Genomic DNA, 19,284 nt, shown 5'->3' on the forward strand with positions numbered 1-19,284 from the left:
CAGCGCCGGCTTTTTTTCACCCATAAGTTACTACACATGAATCGTACTCCTTCTCTTCACACTAAAGAAAAAAAGGGGTTTATCGATATGCATACAATGTGGAAGGGATCGATCAGCTTCGGATTAGTAAACATCCCCATCAAGCTATATGCGGCCACAGAAGATAAAGATATTAAACTGCGCAGCCTCCATAAAGAGGATCACGCACCAATCAAATACGAGAAAGTTTGCACAAATTGCGAAAAAACTCTTAGTCCTGATGAAATTGTGAAGGGATATGAATATGTAAAAGGAAAATATGTAGTGCTGACAGACGAAGATTTAAAAAGCTTAAAACAGGAGCATGAGGAGAAAGCAGTTGAGATTGTTGACTTTGTTCAGCTTCAGGAAATTGATCCGATTTATTTTAACCGCTCCTACTTTGTCGGCCCCGGGGATAATGGGACGAAGGCCTATACCCTGCTGCGTGAGGCGCTGCGCTCAACCGGAAAGATCGGTATCGCCAATATGACAATCAGGTCAAAGCAGCAGCTGGCGATTCTCCGCGTTTATGAAAATTGTATCGTCATGGAGTCTATCCATTATCCCGATGAGGTCAGAAGCGCCGCTCAAGTCCCAGGTGTACCTGATCAATCGAATGTAAACGATAAGGAACTGCAAACTGCTATCACATTAATAGATGAACTGACTGCTAAGTTTGAGCCTGAGAAATATGAAGACACGTACCGACAGGCGCTGCTGCAAAGAGTCAACGACAAGCTAGAAAATAAAGAAACGGCTGTCACTCCTGATAAAGCGCCACCTCGTGAAGATGTCATTGACCTGGTAAGCGCTCTGCAAGCCAGCATCGACAGAACCAGAAGGCCGAACCGGGAGACACCGGCTGCCGCACCTGCACAAGCCGCTGAACCGAAAGGAGCCGGAGATAAAAAACAAAAAACAACTAGAAAAAAAGCCTCCGGCACATCATAGCGCATGGCGTTTACCATGCAGCCGGTCTTAACTTCGTCACCGCCAATCGGAGCAGAATGGCGTTACGAAGTAAAATATGATGGGTACCGCTGTATTCTCCGCATCCATTCTTCAGGTGTGACCTTAACCAGCAGAAATGGTGTGGAGCTCAGCAGCACCTTCCCTGAAATCACACAATTCGCCAAAACTGCCTTTCAGCACCTAGAAAAAGAGCTTCCGCTGACACTTGACGGTGAAATCGTATGTTTGGTGAATCCCTGTCGTGCAGATTTTGAACACCTTCAAGTGCGGGGGCGTTTGAAAAGGCCAGACAAGATTCAGGAATCGGCAAACGCGCGGCCGTGCTGCTTTCTCGCCTTTGATTTGTTAGAGCGAAGCGGAGAAGATGTAACGCTTCTTTCGTATTTGGACCGCAAAAAATCGCTGCGTGAACTCATATCCGCAGCAAAGCTTCCTGCATCTCCAGATCCTTACGCAAAAGAAACCATTCAATCCATTCCCTGTTATGATCATTTTGATCAACTCTGGGAGATGGTAATAAAATATGACGGAGAAGGAATTGTAGCGAAGAAAACAAACAGCAAATGGCTTGAAAAGAAGCGGTCGTCCGATTGGCTCAAATATAAAAACTTTAAACAAGCTTATGTTTGCATAACAGGGTTCAACCCTAACAACGGGTTTCTGACGGTATCGGTGTTAAAAAACGGAATAATGACACCGATTGCCTCTGTCTCGCACGGAATGCGTGATGAGGAAAAAAGCGCTATACGCGAGATTATGGAACAGCACGGACATCAAACACCCTCAGGCGAATTTACGCTTGAACCTTCGATTTGTGCAGCTGTTCAATACTTAACAATTCTCCAAGGCACATTAAGAGAGGTATCGTTTATCGGTTTCGAATTCCAAATGGACTGGACCGAATGCACGTATGCGCAAGTCATACGACACTCCAAACCGGTTCACCCAAAGCTCCAGTTCACAAGCCTGGATAAAATCATATTTGAAAAGAATAAAAAAACAAAAGAAGATTTTATTCAGTATATGATTGAAGTCAGTGACTACCTGCTCCCATTTCTGAAAAACCGGGCTGTCACCGTCATCCGCTATCCGCATGGATCTAGGAGCGAATCATTTTTCCAAAAAAACAAGCCGGACTATGCGCCGGATTTTGTTCAGTCTTTCTATGATGGAAGCCATGAACATATTGTCTGTGAGGATATGTCTACATTGCTATGGCTTTGCAACCAGCTTGCTTTGGAGTTTCACGTTCCTTTTCAAACCATTAAAAGCAGGCGTCCGGCTGAGATTGTCATTGATTTAGACCCGCCTTCGCGAGATGACTTTCTTATGGCCGTGCAGGCCGCAAATGAACTGAAGCGGCTGTTGGATTCCTTTGGCATCACATCGTACCCGAAGCTGTCCGGCAACAAAGGCATCCAGCTTTATATTCCCTTGTCTCCCGAGGCATTTACGTATGAAGAAACACGCCAATTTACGCAGCTGATCGCAGAGTACTGCACCAATGCATTTCCCGAGCTCTTTACCACTGAACGCTTGATTAAAAACAGACACTGCAAATTGTATCTTGATTATTTGCAGCATGCAGAAGGAAAAACGATTATCTGTCCCTATTCAACGAGAGGAAATGAGCTTGGGACTGTTGCAGCCCCGCTCTACTGGCATGAGGTGCAATCATCTTTAACACCCGCTCTGTTTACAATTGATACGGTCATCGATCGAATTAAGAAGCAGGGCTGCCCATTTTTTGATTTTTACCGCAACCCGCAAGACGAACCGCTTAGCGCTATATTGCATCAGTTGAAGAAAAAGAGCTGACTAATGAAGTCAGCTCTTTCCGTGTTTAACTGTACTTTTTTTCTAACCGCTCTTTTTCCTGGCGCTGAAGCGGGCTCAGCTGTTCATTATACAAATCAATATCAATCGCGTATTTCGGCCGTCTTTTCACTTCAGAAAAAATCGTTCCAATATACTCTCCGATGATTCCAATTCCCATCAATTGCAGCCCGCCCAAAAACCAAATGGATATGATAAGAGACGCCCAGCCTGCATTCGTATGGCCGAGCAGCTTTTGAATAAACGCGCCAATCCCTGCCACAGCGCTGAGGAAAAACAAAACAAACCCTAAAAGCGTAAAGAATCGAATTGGTGCGACACTGAATGAAGTAATCCCGTTAAAAGCGAAGGATAGCATCTTTTTCAGCGGATATTTCGTTTTGCCGGCAAAGCGTTCCTTGCGGTCATACAAAACTTCGGCCGATTTAAAGCCGATCATGGGGACAATACCTCTTAAAAACAGATTCGCTTCCGGATAACGCTCAAGCTCTTCAAGGGACCTTTTATTCATTAAACGAAAATCAGCATGATTATAAATTAATTTAATCCCAAGTTTATTCATGAGACGATAAAACCCTAACGCGGTCGTGCGCTTGAAAAAGGTATCGGTTTTTCTGCTCCGGCGTACACCGTAAACGATCTCGCAGCCCTCATGATATTTCAGCATAAAATCCCGGATCACAGAGATGTCGTCCTGAAGATCAGCATCGATCGAAATGACGCAGTCTGACCTATTCTTCGCTTTATGCAATCCGGCTAAAAGCGCTTTTTGGTGGCCGACATTGCAGGCTAATTTTAAGCCGGTAACCTTCTTGTTTCTTATGCTCTCCATAGCAATCAAAGCCCAAGTGCGGTCTTTGCTGCCATCATCGACAAACAGAATTTTACTGTCTTCAGCAATTAATTTTTCTTCAATTAAATCATCTACAACCTCTGTCAGCTGATGGCTTGTTTCTTGAAACACTTCCTCTTCATTGAAACACGGGACGACGATGGTTAATACTGGCTGTGACTGTTTCAATCGATATCCTCCTTATCTTGTTTCATATAAATAAATGCGCCAGGCGGAATCTTTATGGTCAAACGTCTTTACGAGCGCGAGATGGTTTTGTTCAGCATTCATGATCGGAACTGAAGAAAAAATGTACCGTCCACCCATTTTTTTAAATACATCTGTATTTAATTGAAGGTTGTTGATCGTTTTCTTCGAGTTCTTTTTGAAATCATATCGTTTACCGAGTTCATCGACAAAAAGGTAGCAGCGGCTGCCCCATTCATCAAAGTATTGTTTCAGCCGAGAATTTTTTTCCAGCTCTTTTTCGATGATTTTTCTAAATTCATATTTATATGAGAGCGGATACAGATTGTTATACGTATCTAACGTATAAAACCCGTTATATTGGGCGATAGACGGATGCAGTCCGATGCTCGCCACCCTATACGAATCTTGCGGACGTCCGATATATTCCTTAATCTCTTTGAATTGCTCTGATGCATAAAACTCCCTGAATGTCGGCGCGTTGTAATGAACACCATACGTATATTCTTCATTAAAAGGCGCCAACACCATCAGCTGTGCAGCGACTGCGGCGTACACAAGCCATTTCCATCCTTTCCCCATCCGCCAAATGAGATATAAAGCAAGCGCAAAGCTCACGTATATAACAAGCGGCCGAAGAAAATGAAAACGGGCAAAATTAAATTCTGCTAAAAAAGCAAATTTCTGCTTTGGAACAGCCCAAATTTTGTTGAACCAAAACGCATACCATAATGACAACCCGTAATTAAGCACACATAAAAACAGATAAACATTTTCTGGCTTTGTCCGATTTCGTTTGAACAGCAGAGCAGCAAATACGACCATCAGGATCGGAAGGATGACAACGGTATGAACGGTCATCACATGATTATGGCCATAGACAAAGTTTTTTATGGATAGTCGAAGAGAATGCCAAACGTCATGCCTAGATGAGATAAATTCGATACGATGCATCGGTGCGTGCTCAAACAGCATCGAATAGACAAGCCGATATTCAACGAAAAGATAGATACTCGTCATAAATGCAATACTGCCTAAGAACATCAAATTCCATCTTCTTTTTGTAATGGCATCATACAGCCAAAAACACGCCATCCCTGCCAGGAAAAAGAAGAAGCCTAGAACAAAGCTTGAGTATAGAGGGAGCAAGCCCAGCGTCAGCCACTCTCTCCATGAGATATCCCCTTTTCGGATATTTAAAAAAGCCCACAGTGCCAAAGGGTACCCAAGCGTACTCAGCATTCCCGAGGGCCAGAAAGGTGTTAAGGCAAATGCAAGCGATACGCCAATTCGGATGAAAGCCGCTTTTGGTTCCGGGATTATATGTTTCTTCAGCAGCACATACATTCCAAAAAAAGCGACAACTCTTGTAACCGTCTGGCTTATTGCATAGGCGGTCATGGAAGAAAAGAAAGCATGGAGCCAAACAATTCCGCTCCACTCGGTGCCAAAGGCATCCCGGGGCAGCCCGTTAATGATTTGCGGAATGGCAGCGTCAACCTTGCCGACGATTTCTCCGCTATCGGCCAGAACCTTGTACCAAGCGATGTTGGAATCTAAATTATCGTGGACCCGGATATGGGCATCTTCCTTTAAAATAAAAAGCGGGGATACATACAATAAAAGAAGAAATAATGCGATCCAGAGATAATATGTTTCTTTTTTTTGTTGTCTCATCAATCGTAACATTGCTTACACATCCATTTGTTATTCTGACTCCGTCGGCATGTTCTGCCTCATGTGTCAAAATTTATTATCCCTTTTCCCTTCCAAATCATTCATCATATGACAATCCGTTTTTCAACCTGTCTCTACCCATTAATTCCCGCTATCCATAGGGCTTGATCACTTACTATACTGATAGAAGGGAGGGGATATATTTTGTTTACAATCTTACTTTCATTGGCCATACTCGTATTTGTGCCATTTCTATATAAAGCGAACCGCAATACAAAAGATGTGAAAGTCAACACCATTTCAATCGACCAAAAAGACGGCCTTCCAGCCAGAAAAAAATTAAATATCCTTCATTTATCTGATCTTCACTTGGAAAACATTTCAGTCTCACCTGAGGAGCTGTATCATTTAACAAAAGATCAGCCTGTGGACATCATTGCTCTTACCGGGGATTTTCTTGATCGGAAACGTAATATTCCGAAACTGGCAGGTTACTTGAACGCCTTGCAAAAGCTAAAGCCTGCATATGGAATGTACGCGGTGTTCGGTAACCACGATTATGTATTGAAAGAAGAGGACTTTCAGAGATTGAAGCGAGTTTTAGAGGAAAACGGCTGTATCACGCTGCAAAATGAACATGTTCGAATCGAGACGGCTGCAGGACCAGTCAATATTATCGGCATTGATGATTACAGTACGAATCGGAGTAATATCACCGGCTCTTATCAAAGTCTGGAAAATGGCTATCATCTTGTCTTAACACATGACCCAAATATTATTCTGGATATGAAAGATGTTCATTATGATTACCTGCTGTCAGGGCATTTTCACGGCGGGCAAATTCACTGGCCAAAACCGTATCATTTGGTGAAAATGGGAAAGCTCGTGCGAATGAACATGATTAAAGGCCTTCATTATCATCACGATAAACCATTTTATATCAGCGAGGGCTTGGGACAAACCGGCGTAAATATCCGTGTCGGAAGCCGCCCTGAAGTGACATTTCATCAGATTTAATCAAAAAAGACTGTGCTGACCGAGGCATCAGTCTTTTTTTTGATAGGTTTTCTGCAGCTTTTCTTTTGAGATAAACAAATAGGATGAATTCGGTAAATGCCGCAAGCTCACAGGCTTTGAAGTCAAATATAAAATCGGCACATGAGACACTTTTTTAAAGCATCTGTAAAAAGGGTTCACCGGGGTGATCACATCAAAGCCGAGCCTTTCCACACCTTTGTCAAGCATTGTAATCCCAATGATTCCTTTGATTTTCTCGCTTTTTTTATGATTGTTGATATAGTCAAGAAGAAGCGGCATCGATTGATATACTTTCTGATAAATAATGATTCCCTTTCTGACCGCGCTCTCAATGCTTTGCAGTTCTCTTATCAGCTTAATATTGTGCAGATGAATTTTAACGAGCACATCATTTTTTCTAATATGCGTTCCATCGCTCAGTACGACATGATGTCCTTTATACTTCGTCAGCCTGACTCGAAAAACGCTTTTTTGATCGTTGTCAATCAAGCTTAGCCTTGAAAAAAAGAAATAAATCGGATCAACCATTCTCCAAATGGAAAGGAAACAGGTTTTCATCTTTTCACCTTCCTTGTGATCAAAAACACCCTTATATTTTGTGAACGTTCTCCTCAAAATATAGTTGCCATATTTTTTAAGGAGGACTGTCATGAAAAACATTCTCATTTTTCCTTTTTTAAGCATTTCCACCGGCCATCATCATGTGGCTGATGCATTGCAGGCTGAATTAGAGTCTCAAGGGCTGGCAGCTGAAAAGATTGATATCTTTTCACATGCGTATAGGCGGTTAGAAAAATTGTCCTCCGTGGCTTATTTAAAATGGATTCAATATTTCCCGAAAACGTACAGCGGCATTTACAGGCTCCTCGCCTGCGGAGAATTTCAGCATGACAAACGCTATTTCATGTACGAATGGCTGTTCACACAGCAAATGAGGCACATTCTCCAAGAAAAACAGCCTGATATCGCCTTCTGCACACATGCGCTGCCTTCTTATCTGCTGAACCGACTAAAGCCTGAATATCCGAATCTGACGGTTGTGAATGTATACACTGATTTTTTCGTGAATCAATTATGGGGACGGAAGAACATTGATTACCATTTTGTTCCGAGCACGGAAGTAAAGAAGCAGCTAATATCAGAGGGGATCGATCAGAACAACATATACTTGACCGGCATTCCAGTTCACCGAAATTTTGAAATGGAATCAGCAGATACCTTGCAGCACCACTCGCCATATACCATCATCATCACAGGAGGCAGCATGGGGGTCGGTGGGATTTTAAAATGGGTGCAGGAACTGTCGCCAGGCGGAAAGATCTTATACAAAATATTATGCGGCAGAAACGAAAAGCTCTACTCCTATGTCAAAAGTTTACACCACCCCTTGATTGAGGCAATTCCTTACCTTCACAGCAAAGCAGAGATGAACCGTTTGTACGAACAGTCGACAGGCATCATGACTAAACCCGGAGGCGTGACCATCAGTGAATGCTTACAGAAACGGCTTCCGGTATTTATTTATCATGCACTGCCGGGACAGGAGGAAATGAATTTAAACCTTCTACATGAAAGGAAACTCGTCACAGATATGAGAAACTGGGACATGAAGAAAGCAGAAGAGTATATCACGGCATTTTTTCAATCGAACGAACAGATGAAGGAGTATAAAAAACACGTCAATGGATACCTTGGCGAAATGTCTGATAGGAAGATTGAAGATGTTTTAAAAAGAATCTTATGAAACAAAAAAAACACTCTCCTGAAACAGAGAGTGTAGAATAGTTAACGAAACAGCAAATGCTGGCTGTGTATGCCTGCTTTCTTGAGCAGGACGATCAGCTGGTCCTGTTCATCAGGCGAAAGACCTGAAAACGCTCTCGCAATACGCAGTGCATGAATCGGATAAATTTTATCCAAATACTCATTTCCCTTGTCAGTTAAATGTGCGTAAACAGAGCGTTTATCTTTCGGGTCCTGCTCCCTTACTAAAAACCCGTTTCTTTCTAGTTTGTCAATAACATATGTGACGTTTCCGCTTACAAGCAGAAGTCTCGACCCAATTTGCTGTAATTTTTGCGGGCCTCTTGTGTACAGGAGCTCCAGTACAGCAAATTCAGTGGGATTAAAACCGTGCTCTTTGCTATCACGGATACTATGTTCGGACACACTTTTGAAAGCCCTTGCAAAAACTCTGTACAAATTCATCGCACGCTCAACTTCTTCTTCGTTAAACGATAATCTCATCATATCTACCTCGTATATAGGATTTTTATAAAAAAATAATGAAAACCCTTACATATAATAAGAGTTCAGTCCCTTACTATACGTATTCGCTATAATTCGAGAAATTCCTTCTAAAAGCAAAAAAATCCTTATACATTATCTTGTATAAGGATAATTTTTATGATTTGTAATGCTTCGAAAGAAATAAGCGTATTCTTTCCGAAGCTCAGAAATCGTCATTTTGTTCATGACCTCTTTATTATAAACCCCAATCTGATAGAGTTTTTCAGAATAATGGCGTCGTTCTTTTTCTAAAGCGGATTTCAATAAATTACTCATAGCGTCCTCCTTCATTTTGAGGTATCCTATACAAAAGATACTCTTTTTAAATGAACGTGGTATGAATCTAATGTAAAGAATTTATGTTTACGAAGATTTTCGGTATTGTCCGTTTTGAACCGATCTTAATAATTGAAAAGCCTGTTCTCCGGCAAGCTGCATAAACGTCTCCAGCATTTCATCACGCTTGATATCCAACTCTATAATTTCTTTTGCCAGTGAGACCGCTTTTTCTTCCTCCATGATTATCCTTCCTCCTCGTTTGATTCGTTACATAAAGGATAAAACGCGCTTGGGTGTTACGCATTATTCTTGTTAATTTTTCTTCCGTATTTTTTCAAAAATCTTCTATTTGATGTTAGAAAATATGACAAGCGTCAGGTTTTTTCTCTTTGTTTTTTATATACTATTATCAAAAGACATCCAGGGGTGGAAAAATGACCACAGAAGATCATTCTTATAAAGACAAAAAAGTGATTTCAATCGGAATTGTGAGTGAATTGACAGGATTGTCCGTAAGACAGATCAGGTATTATGAGGAACGAAAGCTCATTTACCCGCAGCGTTCTTCAAGGGGGACAAGAAAATACTCTTTTGCCGATGTGGAGCGGCTGATGGATATCGCCAATAAGCGTGAAGACGGCGTACAGACGGCAGAGATTTTAAAGGATATGCGCAAAAAAGAACAGATGTTAAAAAACGATCCGCAAGTGCGGAAAAAAATGCTGGAGGGGCAGCTTAATGCTCACTTTCGGTACAAAAACCGTTAAATAATAAAAGTCCGGCTCGCAGTTGAGACGGACTTTTTACGTTTATAATGAGTGAATGAATGCAGTGGCAATGCCAAAGTAGATTAATAAAGATAAAATATCGTTTAACGTTGTAATCAGCGGTCCAGAAGCAATCGCCGGGTCTACTTTCAGTTTGTGCAAAATAATAGGGATAATCGTTCCTGACATCGTGCCGATGATTAAGGTTAAGAACAGCGAAGAGGCGACAACAAATCCCAAAAGCGCATTCCCCTGCCATATGATGGAGACAATCGCAATCAGCACAGAACAAACCGCTCCGATAAAAATACTTGTTCTGAACTCCCGGAAGATCAGGCGCACAATCGTTTTTTTGTTCATTTCTTCTTTAGACAAACCTCTGATGACAACCGCAAGAGATTGTGTTCCCGTATTTCCTGTCATCCCTGACACCATCGGCATGAAAAACGCAAGCGCTACAACCTGCTTCAGCGCATCTTCAAAATAGCTGATAATGCTTCCTGAAATCAGTCCGATAAACAAGAGTAAGATTAGCCATGGCAGGCGCCGGTATGCCGCCACGTAAGCTTTTGTGTCAAAGGTGATGTCTTTACCGGAAGCGGCAAATTTTTCGTAATCCTCATCAGCTTCACGAATAACGACGTCGATAATATCATCGACCGTCACAATGCCGACGAGCACGTTGTTTTCTTCTACAACCGGTATTGCCAAAAAATCGTAACGTTCAATCAGGCGGGCAACTTCTTCCTGGTCCTGAAGAGCATCTGCTGATATGACGCGGGTAAACATTAAATCTTGCACCTTTTCTTCAGGTTCACCCAGAATCAAATCGCGGTAGGAAAGAACCCCAACCAGCTGTTTGCTTTCATTAATAACATATAAGTAGTTGATCGATTCAGCTATTTCAGCGAAGCTTTTCAGTTTGACGACCGCGTCTTTTACCGTGTAATGCTGAGGAATCCACACATACCGGTTTGTCATCATGCGTCCCGCTGAATCAGCCGGATAATTCATCAAGAGCTGTACAGCTTTTGACTCTGACGCTTCCATGCTGGACAAAAGCTGTTCCTTCAGTTCTTCGTCCATTTCTTCAAGCAATTGAGCGAGGTCATCGTTGTCCATTTTGTTCATCGCCAGTGTTGCTTTTGTTTTTCCGACTTTATTTAAGACGACAAGCTGAAATTCGCGTTCCAGCTCCCCGATCATATCAGTGATATCGTCTACAGTTAAATAAGATAAATAGCGGGCGCGGTGTTTTTCCGGCATTTCTTTAAAAATAAATGCCATGTCATAGGGCTGAAGCTCATCAATAACACTTCTGAAATCCCTGATTTTCCCGTCTCGCAGTAAAATAATGATGCGTAAAATGAGTTCGTCATAGGTCATGTTTTGAACCATCGGGACTCGTACCTCCTCTACGGAGACGTGCCGGCCTCGCCAGAAGGTGCGGCAGTTCGTCTCCTCATCGTGTAATCAATTGTCTTGCTGTCATAGTATATGGGTACTTCTTCAGATTGACTCGAATGGGGAGAATCCATACTCCGCACCTCCTTTGATTGGTTTCGTTTTAAAGGCATAAAAAAAGCCTTCGGGATTGAAGGTGAAAGAAGCACGGCAAAAAAAGCGTGCGGGCGCCTTCAATCGTAGAGCTTTAGCACTGTATGGCATAGGACAAGCATCCAGCTGCATTAAAAATCACCTTATGTCGATGATTTCTGTTGACCCATTGGCGTCTTTGGACATTTTTGGGCAGCAGCGTATCTCCATACAGGAGCCTCACCTAACGAAGTTCCTAATTGAATTGACACACTGAGATTACAGAAAAAAACAAGCTATGTCAACTCAAAAAAGTAATAAATGCGCTTACATCACAATTACGGAACAAAACAAGGGCCTAAGCCCTTATTCTGTTGTTTGTGTCTCGTCATCTTCAGAAAGCAAATGATACGTTTCATGAAGAAATAAGGCATACTCTCCTTCCTTCGTCGGATGAGGGACATATTCAGCCTGATTGATGTATTGCTCCTCTTTCTTTTCCATGCGTTTCGCCTCCTTTTCTACTTAGATTGTCCAAAAGAAGGTTTCTTATCATGAAAAACCCCCGCTGCAGCGGGGGTTTTGATTAGTCATCTATCTCCTGTTTGATAATGCGTCCATCTTTTGCGGAAATTTCAAATTCTGTCTCAGTTCCTTGCTTCGTTTGGATTTCCATTTCATAGATGTAAGCACCGTCATCTTCGTCAAGCTTACTTTCTGTTACGGTTCCACCTGTTTGCTTTAAAGCAATTTCTTCAGCTTCTTCTTTGGTTATGGCGACTTGTTCTGCTTTCTCCTTTAACGGGTCATTAAGCGCTTGTTTTGTATGAATATCTACATAAACGTCGTAGTCTTCACCTTCTTTTTCAATCTCCACTTCATAGACTTCTTTGCCGTTGTAAAGGTCTCTGTCAATGTCTTCTACTGTGCCGTCAACAACTGTTTTAGCAATTGCTTCTGCTTCTTGTTCAGTGAGTGCATCCGTCTTAGAAGAAGCCTGTCTGTTTTCATTGTTTTCTGTGGCAAACGCGTTGTAGCTGAATCCTCCGGCCGCTAGGCACCCTGCTAAAAGACCGACCATCCATTTTTTCTTGAGCATTTGTGAGCCCTCCTTTGTTTTGTATGAGTACAGTTTACATACTCAACATGAAAGGAAAACGAGAGCAAGATGAGAATTTGATGAGAAACCGTCAGTCTTCATACACAATGTTAGCTACCTTTCCTGTGTAGGCATTGATTTTCACTGTCGCTTCCTTATTATCAGGAAGATCAACGTCTACTTCAAAGATGAGAGTGCCCTCACTTTCTTCGAGATCTGCGTCATCCGCTGTTCCGCCCGTTTTTCGCTCTGCAATTGTTTTGGCTTCTTTTTTCGTAATCGGCGTTTTTTGTTGATCTTTGCTGCTGATTTGATCGGCAGACAAGACTGTTTTTGCCTGCATGTCTACCTTCACTTCGTATGTTTTCCCGTCTTCTTTTTGTATGGTATAAGTGGCAACTTGACTTTGCCGTGTTTGTTTTTTGACCGTTCCCGGCACCCGCTCAAGCGCGAGATGCTCGGCTTCTTTTTCTGTCATGGCAGATGGATTCACTGCTTTTACTCTATTCATTGAAAGAATGTCAGCCGATATTGCGTCTGCTTTTACAAAGTAAGTTCCCTTTGGATTTTCAAGGGTTATATCATATGTTTTTTTATCCTTTGATTGAGTTGCTTTCGTGACCTTGCCTTCATAGGAGGCTTCGACTTTTTTTACGACAGTCTCCTTTGACAATACGTTCTCATGGGTTTGCCGAATGATGAGAAACGTACAGATGATGACAACTAAAATGGCTGCTGCAGCAAAAGATACTATTTTTATTGTTTTAGTCATCGGCCTCCCCCATTCTGTTCGCTGAATTGCATGGTGACAGCTGTTCCTTGTCCCGGCTTGCTTTTGACAGACAGCTCAATGCCATGCTCATCGGCGATTTGCTTGGCAATGGAAAGGCCTAAACCCGTTCCGCCTGTTTTTCGATTTCGTGCCTCATCTGCCCGGTAGAACCGTTCGAACAAATGCGGGATATGCTCCTCAGGTATTCCGATGCCTTCATCCCTCACTGACAGAAATGGCCGTCCATTCCTCGTTCCGGCTGACATCTCAATAGGCTTTTCACTATACTTTATTGCATTATCAAGCAAAATGGTCAACAGCTGCTTGATGCGTTCTTCATCAGCCTTTACAAGCAGGCTCTCTTTATCTGTTTCAAGCAATATGTCACGCTGATAAACGGGCTGGAGCGTTTGCATAACCGCGCGCGCCGCTTCAATCAGATCGATTGTTTTCAGATCAAGCTCAAGCTCTTGATGACTTTTGGCCAGCGCCAAAAGCTGATTGGTCAGTTTTTTCATATGCACCGCTTCTGAGTGAATGGCTTCTATCGACTCCTCAAGCACCTCCGGCTTTTTTGCCCCCCACCGCTTCATCAGGCTGCTGTAGCTTTCTATAATGGTGAGCGGGGTTTTCAATTCGTGTGAAGCATCTTGAACAAATTGCTGCTGTTTATCATAGTGCTCCTTCAGCATCATTGCCATTTCATTAAATGTCAGCCCCATTTGATACAATTCATCGTTGGACTGTCCTTCTAAAGAAATCGTTTTAAATTCTTTGTCTCGCTGTATGTCTTTCATTGTGATCATTAATCGTCTGATCGGATTGATGATTCGGCGGGCTAGCAAGCTGCCTGCAAAAAAAGAAGCAATGCAGACAGCAGCACTTGCAGCGATTAAAATAATTTTCAGCAGAAACAGACTCTCTTCTGTGTTCTCAAGCCTTTCAACCAGCTGAAGAGACACCACTTGTCCATCGGTCCAAATCACCGGAACAGCAGCCTCGGCAAACAGCTTGCCGTCATGTTTCCTCACATCTGCCGTTTCTCCGCTATGAAAAGAGAGAGGAAAATCTTTATAGGCTTTTTCTTTTGTGATCGTCATAACGGCTTTTTGATCACCATTCACTACACGCACCATGCCATTTGCCGGAAGATAGGCCTGCAGCATATCCTGCAAAGCCACTCCTTCTGTTTCAGCGGCACGCAGCGCTTCGGCAATGTTATCCGTCTCATCAGCAAGCCGGGCCGCATCCTTTGATGTCAGCGCAGACGAAAAAATGAGATATACTGCGGTATGAACCAAAATTAATAAAATCAACAGTGATAGCGAAGTGTATAGATGAATCTTGGTCTTCAGCTTCATCGTTTACCCCTTAATGGCATAGCCGACCCCGCGAATCGTATGGATCAGCTGTTTTTCGTAAGGATAGTCCAGTTTTTTTCTGATGTATCTTATGTAGACGTCCACGACATTGGTATCACCGATATAATCAAATCCCCATACCGAGCTTAGAATTTGCTCCCGTGTCAGCACTTGCTGCGGATGCTTTAGCATATAGACGAGCAGATCAAATTCCCGCGGCGTTAATTCCACCTCTTTGTCTCCGCGTCTCACTTCACGGGTTTTTTCGTTCACCCGCAAATCGTCATATGTAAGAAAGGTGCCGATATCTTCCGTTTTTGTTCCATTTTGCCGCAGCGCCGCCCTGATTCTCGCAAGCAATTCCTCGATTTCAAACGGCTTGGTGACATAGTCATTTGCACCGATGTCCAGACCTGTTACCTTATCAGGAATACTGTCTCGCGCCGTTAATAATATGACCGGTGTCTGCGAATCCGTTTTTCTCAAGCGGCGCAGCACTTCCAGTCCGCTAAGCCCCGGAAGCATGACATCAAGAAGCACCAAGGAATACCCGCCTTCCGCTGCCGCATCAAGACCTTCTGTGCCATTGTGTTTGATCGTGACGCTGTATCCTTCATATTCCAATTCAAGCTGAAGAACCCTGGCGATTTTTTCTTCATCTTCCACAATTAATATGTGTCCTTTTTCCAAATTTGATCATCCTCTCCCGTCCCTATTTGAAAAAAATGATTTCGTTGTTTACAAAATGATTCTTATCATCTATTATGATGTCAAAATAAAAAATTGTATACGGAAAGCACTAGGGGTGCTGTTTTGGCTGAGATAAAGCGCGGAAGAAACGCGCTTTGATCCCTTATGACCCGATCTGGATAATACCAGCGTGGGGAAGTGCAGGTTGACCGAATGGTGTATTTTTTTGTGCGCTTAATCGATCTATGACTGCATATTCCCTTAGGATATGCAGTTTTTTATTTTACCAAAAAAACAGGAGGTCGGAGAAATGGAGCATATTTGCGGTACAAGCAAAATCGCCGGTTTTCGCTTCTCTTTATATCCGATGACGGATGATTTTATCAGTGTGATCAAGTCTGCGCTGAAAAAAACAGATACATCCAAGGTATGGACGAAAACCGACCATATCAGCACGGTGTTACGCGGATCGATTGATCATGTATTCGATGCTGCAAAAGCCATTTACCTTCATGCAGCAAACAGCGAACAACACATCGTCATGAACGGCACGTTTTCCATTGGATGCCCGGGTGACACACAGGGGGATACATATCTTTCCAAAGGTGATAAGCGTGTCAATGATGATGCTGTCCGAGGCTTGAAGGCGGAAGCGCCGTGCCAATTTGCCCTTTATCCAATGAACGAGCCGGATTATATGGGATTGATTATGAAGGCTGTCGACATTGCAAAAGCCCAAGGCACTTTCGTACAGGGTGTCCATTACGCGAGCGAGCTTGACGGGGATGCGCATGACGTATTCAGCACATTGGAAGCCGTTTTCCGCATGGCTGAGCAGCAAACAAACCACATCACCATGACTGTGAATCTTTCGGCTAACAGTCCATCAAGAAAAAACAGAAAGCAGGGATAAAATGAAAAGCTGGAAAGTAAAAGAAATTGTCATCATGTCTGTTATCAGTATCGTATTTGCCGTTGTTTATTTATTATTTACACATTTCGGAAACGTGCTTGCAGGTATGTTTGGGCCAATCGCCTATGAACCGATTTACGGCATTTGGTTTATCGTTTCTGTGATCGCCGCGTACATGATTCGAAAACCGGGTGCGGCGCTCGTTTCTGAAATCATTGCCGCTCTCGTTGAGTGCCTGCTGGGAAATCCGTCTGGCCCGATGGTCATCGTCATTGGCATTGTTCAAGGACTCGGGGCTGAGGCTGTGTTTCTTGCAACACGCTGGAAAGCATACTCTCTCCCTGTCCTTATGCTGGCCGGTATGGGGTCTTCAGTAGCCAGCTTTATCTATGATCTCTTTGTTTCTGGCTATGCAGCCTATTCACCAGGTTATCTGCTCATTATGCTTGTGATCCGCCTCATTTCCGGCGCGCTTTTGGCGGGGCTTCTCGGAAAAGCTGTCAGCGACTCTCTCGCTTATACAGGTGTGTTAAACGGAATGGCACTCGGAAAGGAACTGAAAAAGAAACGGAAGCGGGCGTCAGAACATGCAAGCCTTTGATGAGCTTCTGACGGTTGAGCAGCTCAGCTTCTCTTATGAAGAAGACGAGAAACCGGTTTTTCAAGACATTTCGTTTGAGCTTCAAAAAGGAGAATGTGTTTTATTATTAGGACCGAGCGGATGCGGCAAAAGCTCGCTCGCCCTTTGTTTAAACGGTCTATATCCGGAGGCTTGCGACGGCGTTCAGTCCGGACATGTCTTTCTATTTCAAAAGCCGGTCACAGATGCTGAAACCTCCGAAACGATTGCTCAGCATGCCGGGGTCGTTTTTCAGGATCCTGATCAGCAGTTCTGCATGCTGACGGTGGAGGACGAAATAGCGTTCGGGCTGGAAAATCTGCAAATTCCAAAAGAAGAAATGACAGAGAAAATCAACGCCGTATTAGAAAAATTACGCATTACCCATTTAAAAGAAAAAATGATCTCAACCCTTTCAGGAGGACAAAAGCAGAAAGTGGCTCTCGCCTGTATTTTGGCGATGGAGCCTGAGCTTATTATTTTAGATGAGCCGACCTCTCTTTTAGACCCTTTCTCAGCACGGGAGTTCGTTCATCTGATGAAGGATCTTCAGCGGGAAAAAGGTTTCAGCCTCCTCGTCATTGAGCACCAGCTTGATGAATGGGCGCCTTGGATTGAGAGAACGATCGTACTCGACAAATCAGGCAAAAAGGCGCTGGATGGCCTGACGAAAAATCTATTTCAGCATGAAGCGGAGACACTAAAGAAATTGGGCATCGCCATTCCAAAGGTCTGTCATCTGCAGGAAAAGCTGAGTATGCCGTTTACTTTATCAAAAGAGATGCTGTTCAAAGAACCTATTCCTGCCGGGCGTGTCAAAAAGAAGAAAGCCCCTCCTGGGGAGAGTGTGCTTGAAGTCAGCAGCCTTTCGTTCGCGAGAGGACAGCAGGCGATTTTCAAAGACATCAGCTTTTCGTTGCGCGAAGGCTCTTTAACGGCGCTTGTCGGTCCGAACGGAACTGGAAAATCGACGCTCCTATCAGTTCTGGCCCGTCTCATGAAACCGCAAAGCGGCAAAATCCTTCTCTATGATCAGCCGCTGCAGAAATATAAAGAAAAAGAATTGCGTAAACGGATGGGATTTGTTTTTCAAAACCCTGAGCATCAATTCGTCACCGATACGGTATATGACGAGCTTCTGTTCGGCCAGAAAGCAAATGCTGAAACTGAGAAAAAAGCGCAACACCTGCTGCAGCGTTTTGGTCTTGCGCATTTGGCTGATCATCATCCGTTTGCGATCAGCCAAGGGCAAAAACGGCGACTGAGCGTTGCTACTATGCTCATGCATGACGTAAAGGTTTTATTATTAGACGAACCAACCTTTGGCCAGGATGCCCGCACGGCGGCTGAATGCATGGAAATGATTCAGCGTATCAAGGCAGAGGGAACCGCTGTCCTTATGATTACACACGATATGGAGCTAGTCTCTTCGTATGCTGACAGCGTGCTTGTGCTTCACGATACAGGCCTGGCCTTTGACGGATCTCCAGCGCAGTTGTTTTCTCAAGAAACAGGGCTTGTTCAAAAAGCAAAGCTCACCCTTCCCCTTCTATATGAATGGATGGCATTTCAAGAGGAGGTGCGTGATGAAGCAGCCGTTACATCTCATTAATCCGACTGTGAAAGCGGCGGCGGTTTTTTGTTGTGTCGTCATGCTGTCGTTTATTTACAACCCATACACTCCGGCATGTTTTTATATCATCATCGTTGCGGGCGTTCTACTGGCGGCCGGAATCCCATTGAAAAAATGGTTGTTGTTTACGATTCCGTTTTTGATTTTAGCATTCGGATGCGTGTGGACAGCCGCAGTTTTTGGAAAAGTGCCGACAACACCGGATAATTTTTTGTTTCAAGCAGGCCCTATCTCAATTAACAGCGATAATGTGTCTGTCGGCATCTCTCTCGGGTTTCGTATTTTATGCTTTTCCGCCTTATCGATGATGTTTGTTTTTACAACCGATCCGATTTTATTTATGCTGAGCCTTGTCCAGCAGTGCAGGCTCTCACCAAAGCTCGCGTACGGTGTCATTGCAGGCTTTCGCTTTCTTCCGCTGTTAAAGGATGAGGTCCAGCTGATTCAGCAGGCTCATAAAATCAGAGGAGGAGCGGCGGAGAGCGGCATCATGAATAAAATCAGTGCGTTAAAACGATATACCATACCGCTATTGGCAAGCGCCATCAGAAAAGCGGAACGGACAGCGCTTGCGATGGAATCGAAAGGATTTACAGGAAGCAGAAACCGGACATACTACAGGACATTGAGCGTGAACCGGCGCGACTGGGTGTTCTTTTGCCTCGTCCTCATATTATTCGCGGGATCCTTTCTCGTATCTTTATGTTTCGCATCATAAAAAATCCGCTATCACAGATAGCGGA

22 protein-coding genes and 2 riboswitches are annotated in these 19,284 nt (G+C 43.5%); of the genes, 9 read left to right on the plus strand and 13 right to left on the minus strand.

Annotated features, from left to right (window positions below):
• Window positions 1–87 precede the first annotated feature (87 nt).
• Window positions 88–972: a non-homologous end joining protein Ku gene (ku, locus tag SB658_RS08060; protein WP_003245346.1), complete on the plus strand. Its 885-nt coding sequence runs from the start codon at window positions 88–90 to the stop codon at window positions 970–972.
• Window positions 973–975: 3 nt separating this feature from the next.
• Window positions 976–2,811 carry a DNA ligase D gene (locus SB658_RS08065; protein WP_010886495.1) on the plus strand — a complete coding sequence of 612 codons (1,836 nt, stop codon included), beginning with the start codon at window positions 976–978 and terminating at the stop codon, window positions 2,809–2,811.
• 25 nt (window positions 2,812–2,836) lie between these two features.
• On the opposite strand, the gene SB658_RS08070 is transcribed toward SB658_RS08065, so the two are convergent.
• Together SB658_RS08070 and SB658_RS08075 are read right to left on the minus strand one after the other, a co-directional pair.
• Window positions 2,837–3,850, minus strand: coding sequence for a glycosyltransferase family 2 protein (locus SB658_RS08070; RefSeq protein WP_003245533.1), 1,014 nt, complete (start codon window positions 3,848–3,850; stop codon window positions 2,837–2,839).
• A 12-nt stretch (window positions 3,851–3,862) separates the two neighbouring features.
• Window positions 3,863–5,557 (minus strand): DUF6044 family protein, encoded by a 1,695-nt coding sequence (locus tag SB658_RS08075; protein ID WP_003245165.1) that lies wholly within the window; start codon window positions 5,555–5,557, stop codon window positions 3,863–3,865.
• A 192-nt stretch (window positions 5,558–5,749) separates the two neighbouring features.
• Between SB658_RS08075 and SB658_RS08080 the strand changes: the two genes are divergently transcribed.
• Window positions 5,750–6,562, plus strand: a complete 813-nt coding sequence (locus SB658_RS08080; protein ID WP_003245342.1) for a metallophosphoesterase — start codon at window positions 5,750–5,752, stop codon at window positions 6,560–6,562.
• A gap of 27 nt (window positions 6,563–6,589) precedes the next feature.
• On the opposite strand, the gene SB658_RS08085 is transcribed toward SB658_RS08080, so the two are convergent.
• Window positions 6,590–7,141 (minus strand): YkoP family protein, encoded by a 552-nt coding sequence (locus SB658_RS08085; protein WP_024572091.1) that lies wholly within the window; start codon window positions 7,139–7,141, stop codon window positions 6,590–6,592.
• A 91-nt stretch (window positions 7,142–7,232) separates the two neighbouring features.
• On the opposite strand from SB658_RS08085, the gene SB658_RS08090 reads away from it, so the two are divergent.
• On the plus strand, window positions 7,233–8,327 hold the full coding sequence (locus SB658_RS08090) for an MGDG synthase family glycosyltransferase (RefSeq protein WP_144500799.1): 1,095 nt from the start codon (window positions 7,233–7,235) through the stop codon (window positions 8,325–8,327).
• A gap of 41 nt (window positions 8,328–8,368) precedes the next feature.
• On the opposite strand, the gene SB658_RS08095 is transcribed toward SB658_RS08090, so the two are convergent.
• The 3 genes from SB658_RS08095 to SB658_RS08105 form a co-directional block, all read right to left on the minus strand.
• Window positions 8,369–8,833: a MarR family winged helix-turn-helix transcriptional regulator gene (locus SB658_RS08095; protein ID WP_003232536.1), complete on the minus strand. Its 465-nt coding sequence runs from the start codon at window positions 8,831–8,833 to the stop codon at window positions 8,369–8,371.
• Window positions 8,834–8,965: 132 nt separating this feature from the next.
• Window positions 8,966–9,148 (minus strand): stress response protein YkoL, encoded by a 183-nt coding sequence (ykoL, locus tag SB658_RS08100; protein WP_003245766.1) that lies wholly within the window; start codon window positions 9,146–9,148, stop codon window positions 8,966–8,968.
• A gap of 87 nt (window positions 9,149–9,235) precedes the next feature.
• The gene (locus tag SB658_RS08105; protein ID WP_003232538.1) at window positions 9,236–9,391 is read right to left on the minus strand and encodes a hypothetical protein; all 156 of its coding nucleotides are present in this window, start codon (window positions 9,389–9,391) and stop codon (window positions 9,236–9,238) included.
• A gap of 194 nt (window positions 9,392–9,585) precedes the next feature.
• Here SB658_RS08105 and SB658_RS08110 point away from each other — a divergent pair, with 194 nt between their 5' ends.
• On the plus strand, window positions 9,586–9,918 hold the full coding sequence (locus tag SB658_RS08110) for a MerR family transcriptional regulator (protein WP_003232541.1): 333 nt from the start codon (window positions 9,586–9,588) through the stop codon (window positions 9,916–9,918).
• Between the two features lie 42 nt (window positions 9,919–9,960).
• Here the strand turns inward: SB658_RS08110 and mgtE are convergent, their stop codons facing one another.
• From mgtE to ykoG, 7 genes are all read right to left on the minus strand, one after another.
• Window positions 9,961–11,316 (minus strand): magnesium transporter, encoded by a 1,356-nt coding sequence (mgtE, locus tag SB658_RS08115; RefSeq protein WP_003232543.1) that lies wholly within the window; start codon window positions 11,314–11,316, stop codon window positions 9,961–9,963.
• A gap of 17 nt (window positions 11,317–11,333) precedes the next feature.
• The gene (locus SB658_RS08120) at window positions 11,334–11,456 is read right to left on the minus strand and encodes a hypothetical protein (protein ID WP_009967087.1); all 123 of its coding nucleotides are present in this window, start codon (window positions 11,454–11,456) and stop codon (window positions 11,334–11,336) included.
• Window positions 11,457–11,547: 91 nt separating this feature from the next.
• Window positions 11,548–11,713: riboswitch (M-box (ykoK) riboswitch) on the minus strand.
• A gap of 107 nt (window positions 11,714–11,820) precedes the next feature.
• On the minus strand, window positions 11,821–11,958 hold the full coding sequence (locus tag SB658_RS08125) for a transcriptional regulator SplA domain-containing protein (RefSeq protein WP_003218541.1): 138 nt from the start codon (window positions 11,956–11,958) through the stop codon (window positions 11,821–11,823).
• 82 nt (window positions 11,959–12,040) lie between these two features.
• On the minus strand, window positions 12,041–12,553 hold the full coding sequence (locus tag SB658_RS08130) for a PepSY domain-containing protein (RefSeq protein WP_003232544.1): 513 nt from the start codon (window positions 12,551–12,553) through the stop codon (window positions 12,041–12,043).
• Between the two features lie 91 nt (window positions 12,554–12,644).
• Window positions 12,645–13,325, minus strand: a complete 681-nt coding sequence (locus SB658_RS08135) for a PepSY domain-containing protein (RefSeq protein WP_003232546.1) — start codon at window positions 13,323–13,325, stop codon at window positions 12,645–12,647.
• Complete coding sequence (gene ykoH, locus SB658_RS08140; RefSeq protein WP_032677392.1) at window positions 13,322–14,686, minus strand: two-component system sensor histidine kinase YkoH; 1,365 nt, start codon at window positions 14,684–14,686, stop codon at window positions 13,322–13,324. The genes SB658_RS08135 and ykoH overlap by 4 nt, the downstream gene beginning before the upstream one ends.
• A 3-nt stretch (window positions 14,687–14,689) precedes the next feature.
• Window positions 14,690–15,376 (minus strand): two-component system response regulator YkoG, encoded by a 687-nt coding sequence (ykoG, locus tag SB658_RS08145; protein ID WP_003232551.1) that lies wholly within the window; start codon window positions 15,374–15,376, stop codon window positions 14,690–14,692.
• 101 nt (window positions 15,377–15,477) lie between these two features.
• Window positions 15,478–15,590: riboswitch (TPP riboswitch) on the plus strand.
• A 96-nt stretch (window positions 15,591–15,686) separates the two neighbouring features.
• On the opposite strand from ykoG, the gene thiU reads away from it, so the two are divergent.
• Genes thiU through thiX form a run of 4 tightly spaced genes read left to right on the plus strand, consistent with a single transcriptional unit; the run spans window position 15,687 to window position 19,259 of the window.
• Window positions 15,687–16,289: an HMP/thiamine ABC transporter substrate-binding protein ThiU gene (thiU, locus tag SB658_RS08150; protein WP_021479434.1), complete on the plus strand. Its 603-nt coding sequence runs from the start codon at window positions 15,687–15,689 to the stop codon at window positions 16,287–16,289.
• Window position 16,290: 1 nt separating this feature from the next.
• Entirely contained in the window at window positions 16,291–16,890 is a 600-nt protein-coding gene (locus SB658_RS08155; RefSeq protein WP_003232554.1) for an ECF transporter S component, read from the plus strand.
• Window positions 16,877–18,520: an ABC transporter ATP-binding protein gene (locus SB658_RS08160; RefSeq protein WP_003232556.1), complete on the plus strand. Its 1,644-nt coding sequence runs from the start codon at window positions 16,877–16,879 to the stop codon at window positions 18,518–18,520. The genes SB658_RS08155 and SB658_RS08160 overlap by 14 nt, the downstream gene beginning before the upstream one ends.
• The gene (thiX, locus tag SB658_RS08165) at window positions 18,495–19,259 is read left to right on the plus strand and encodes an HMP/thiamine ABC transporter permease ThiX (protein WP_019712472.1); all 765 of its coding nucleotides are present in this window, start codon (window positions 18,495–18,497) and stop codon (window positions 19,257–19,259) included. The genes SB658_RS08160 and thiX overlap by 26 nt, the downstream gene beginning before the upstream one ends.
• Window positions 19,260–19,284 lie beyond the last annotated feature (25 nt).

The organism is Bacillus sp. SIMBA_008 (genome assembly GCF_046535495.1).
Classification (GTDB): Bacteria; Bacillota; Bacilli; order Bacillales; family Bacillaceae; genus Bacillus; species Bacillus subtilis.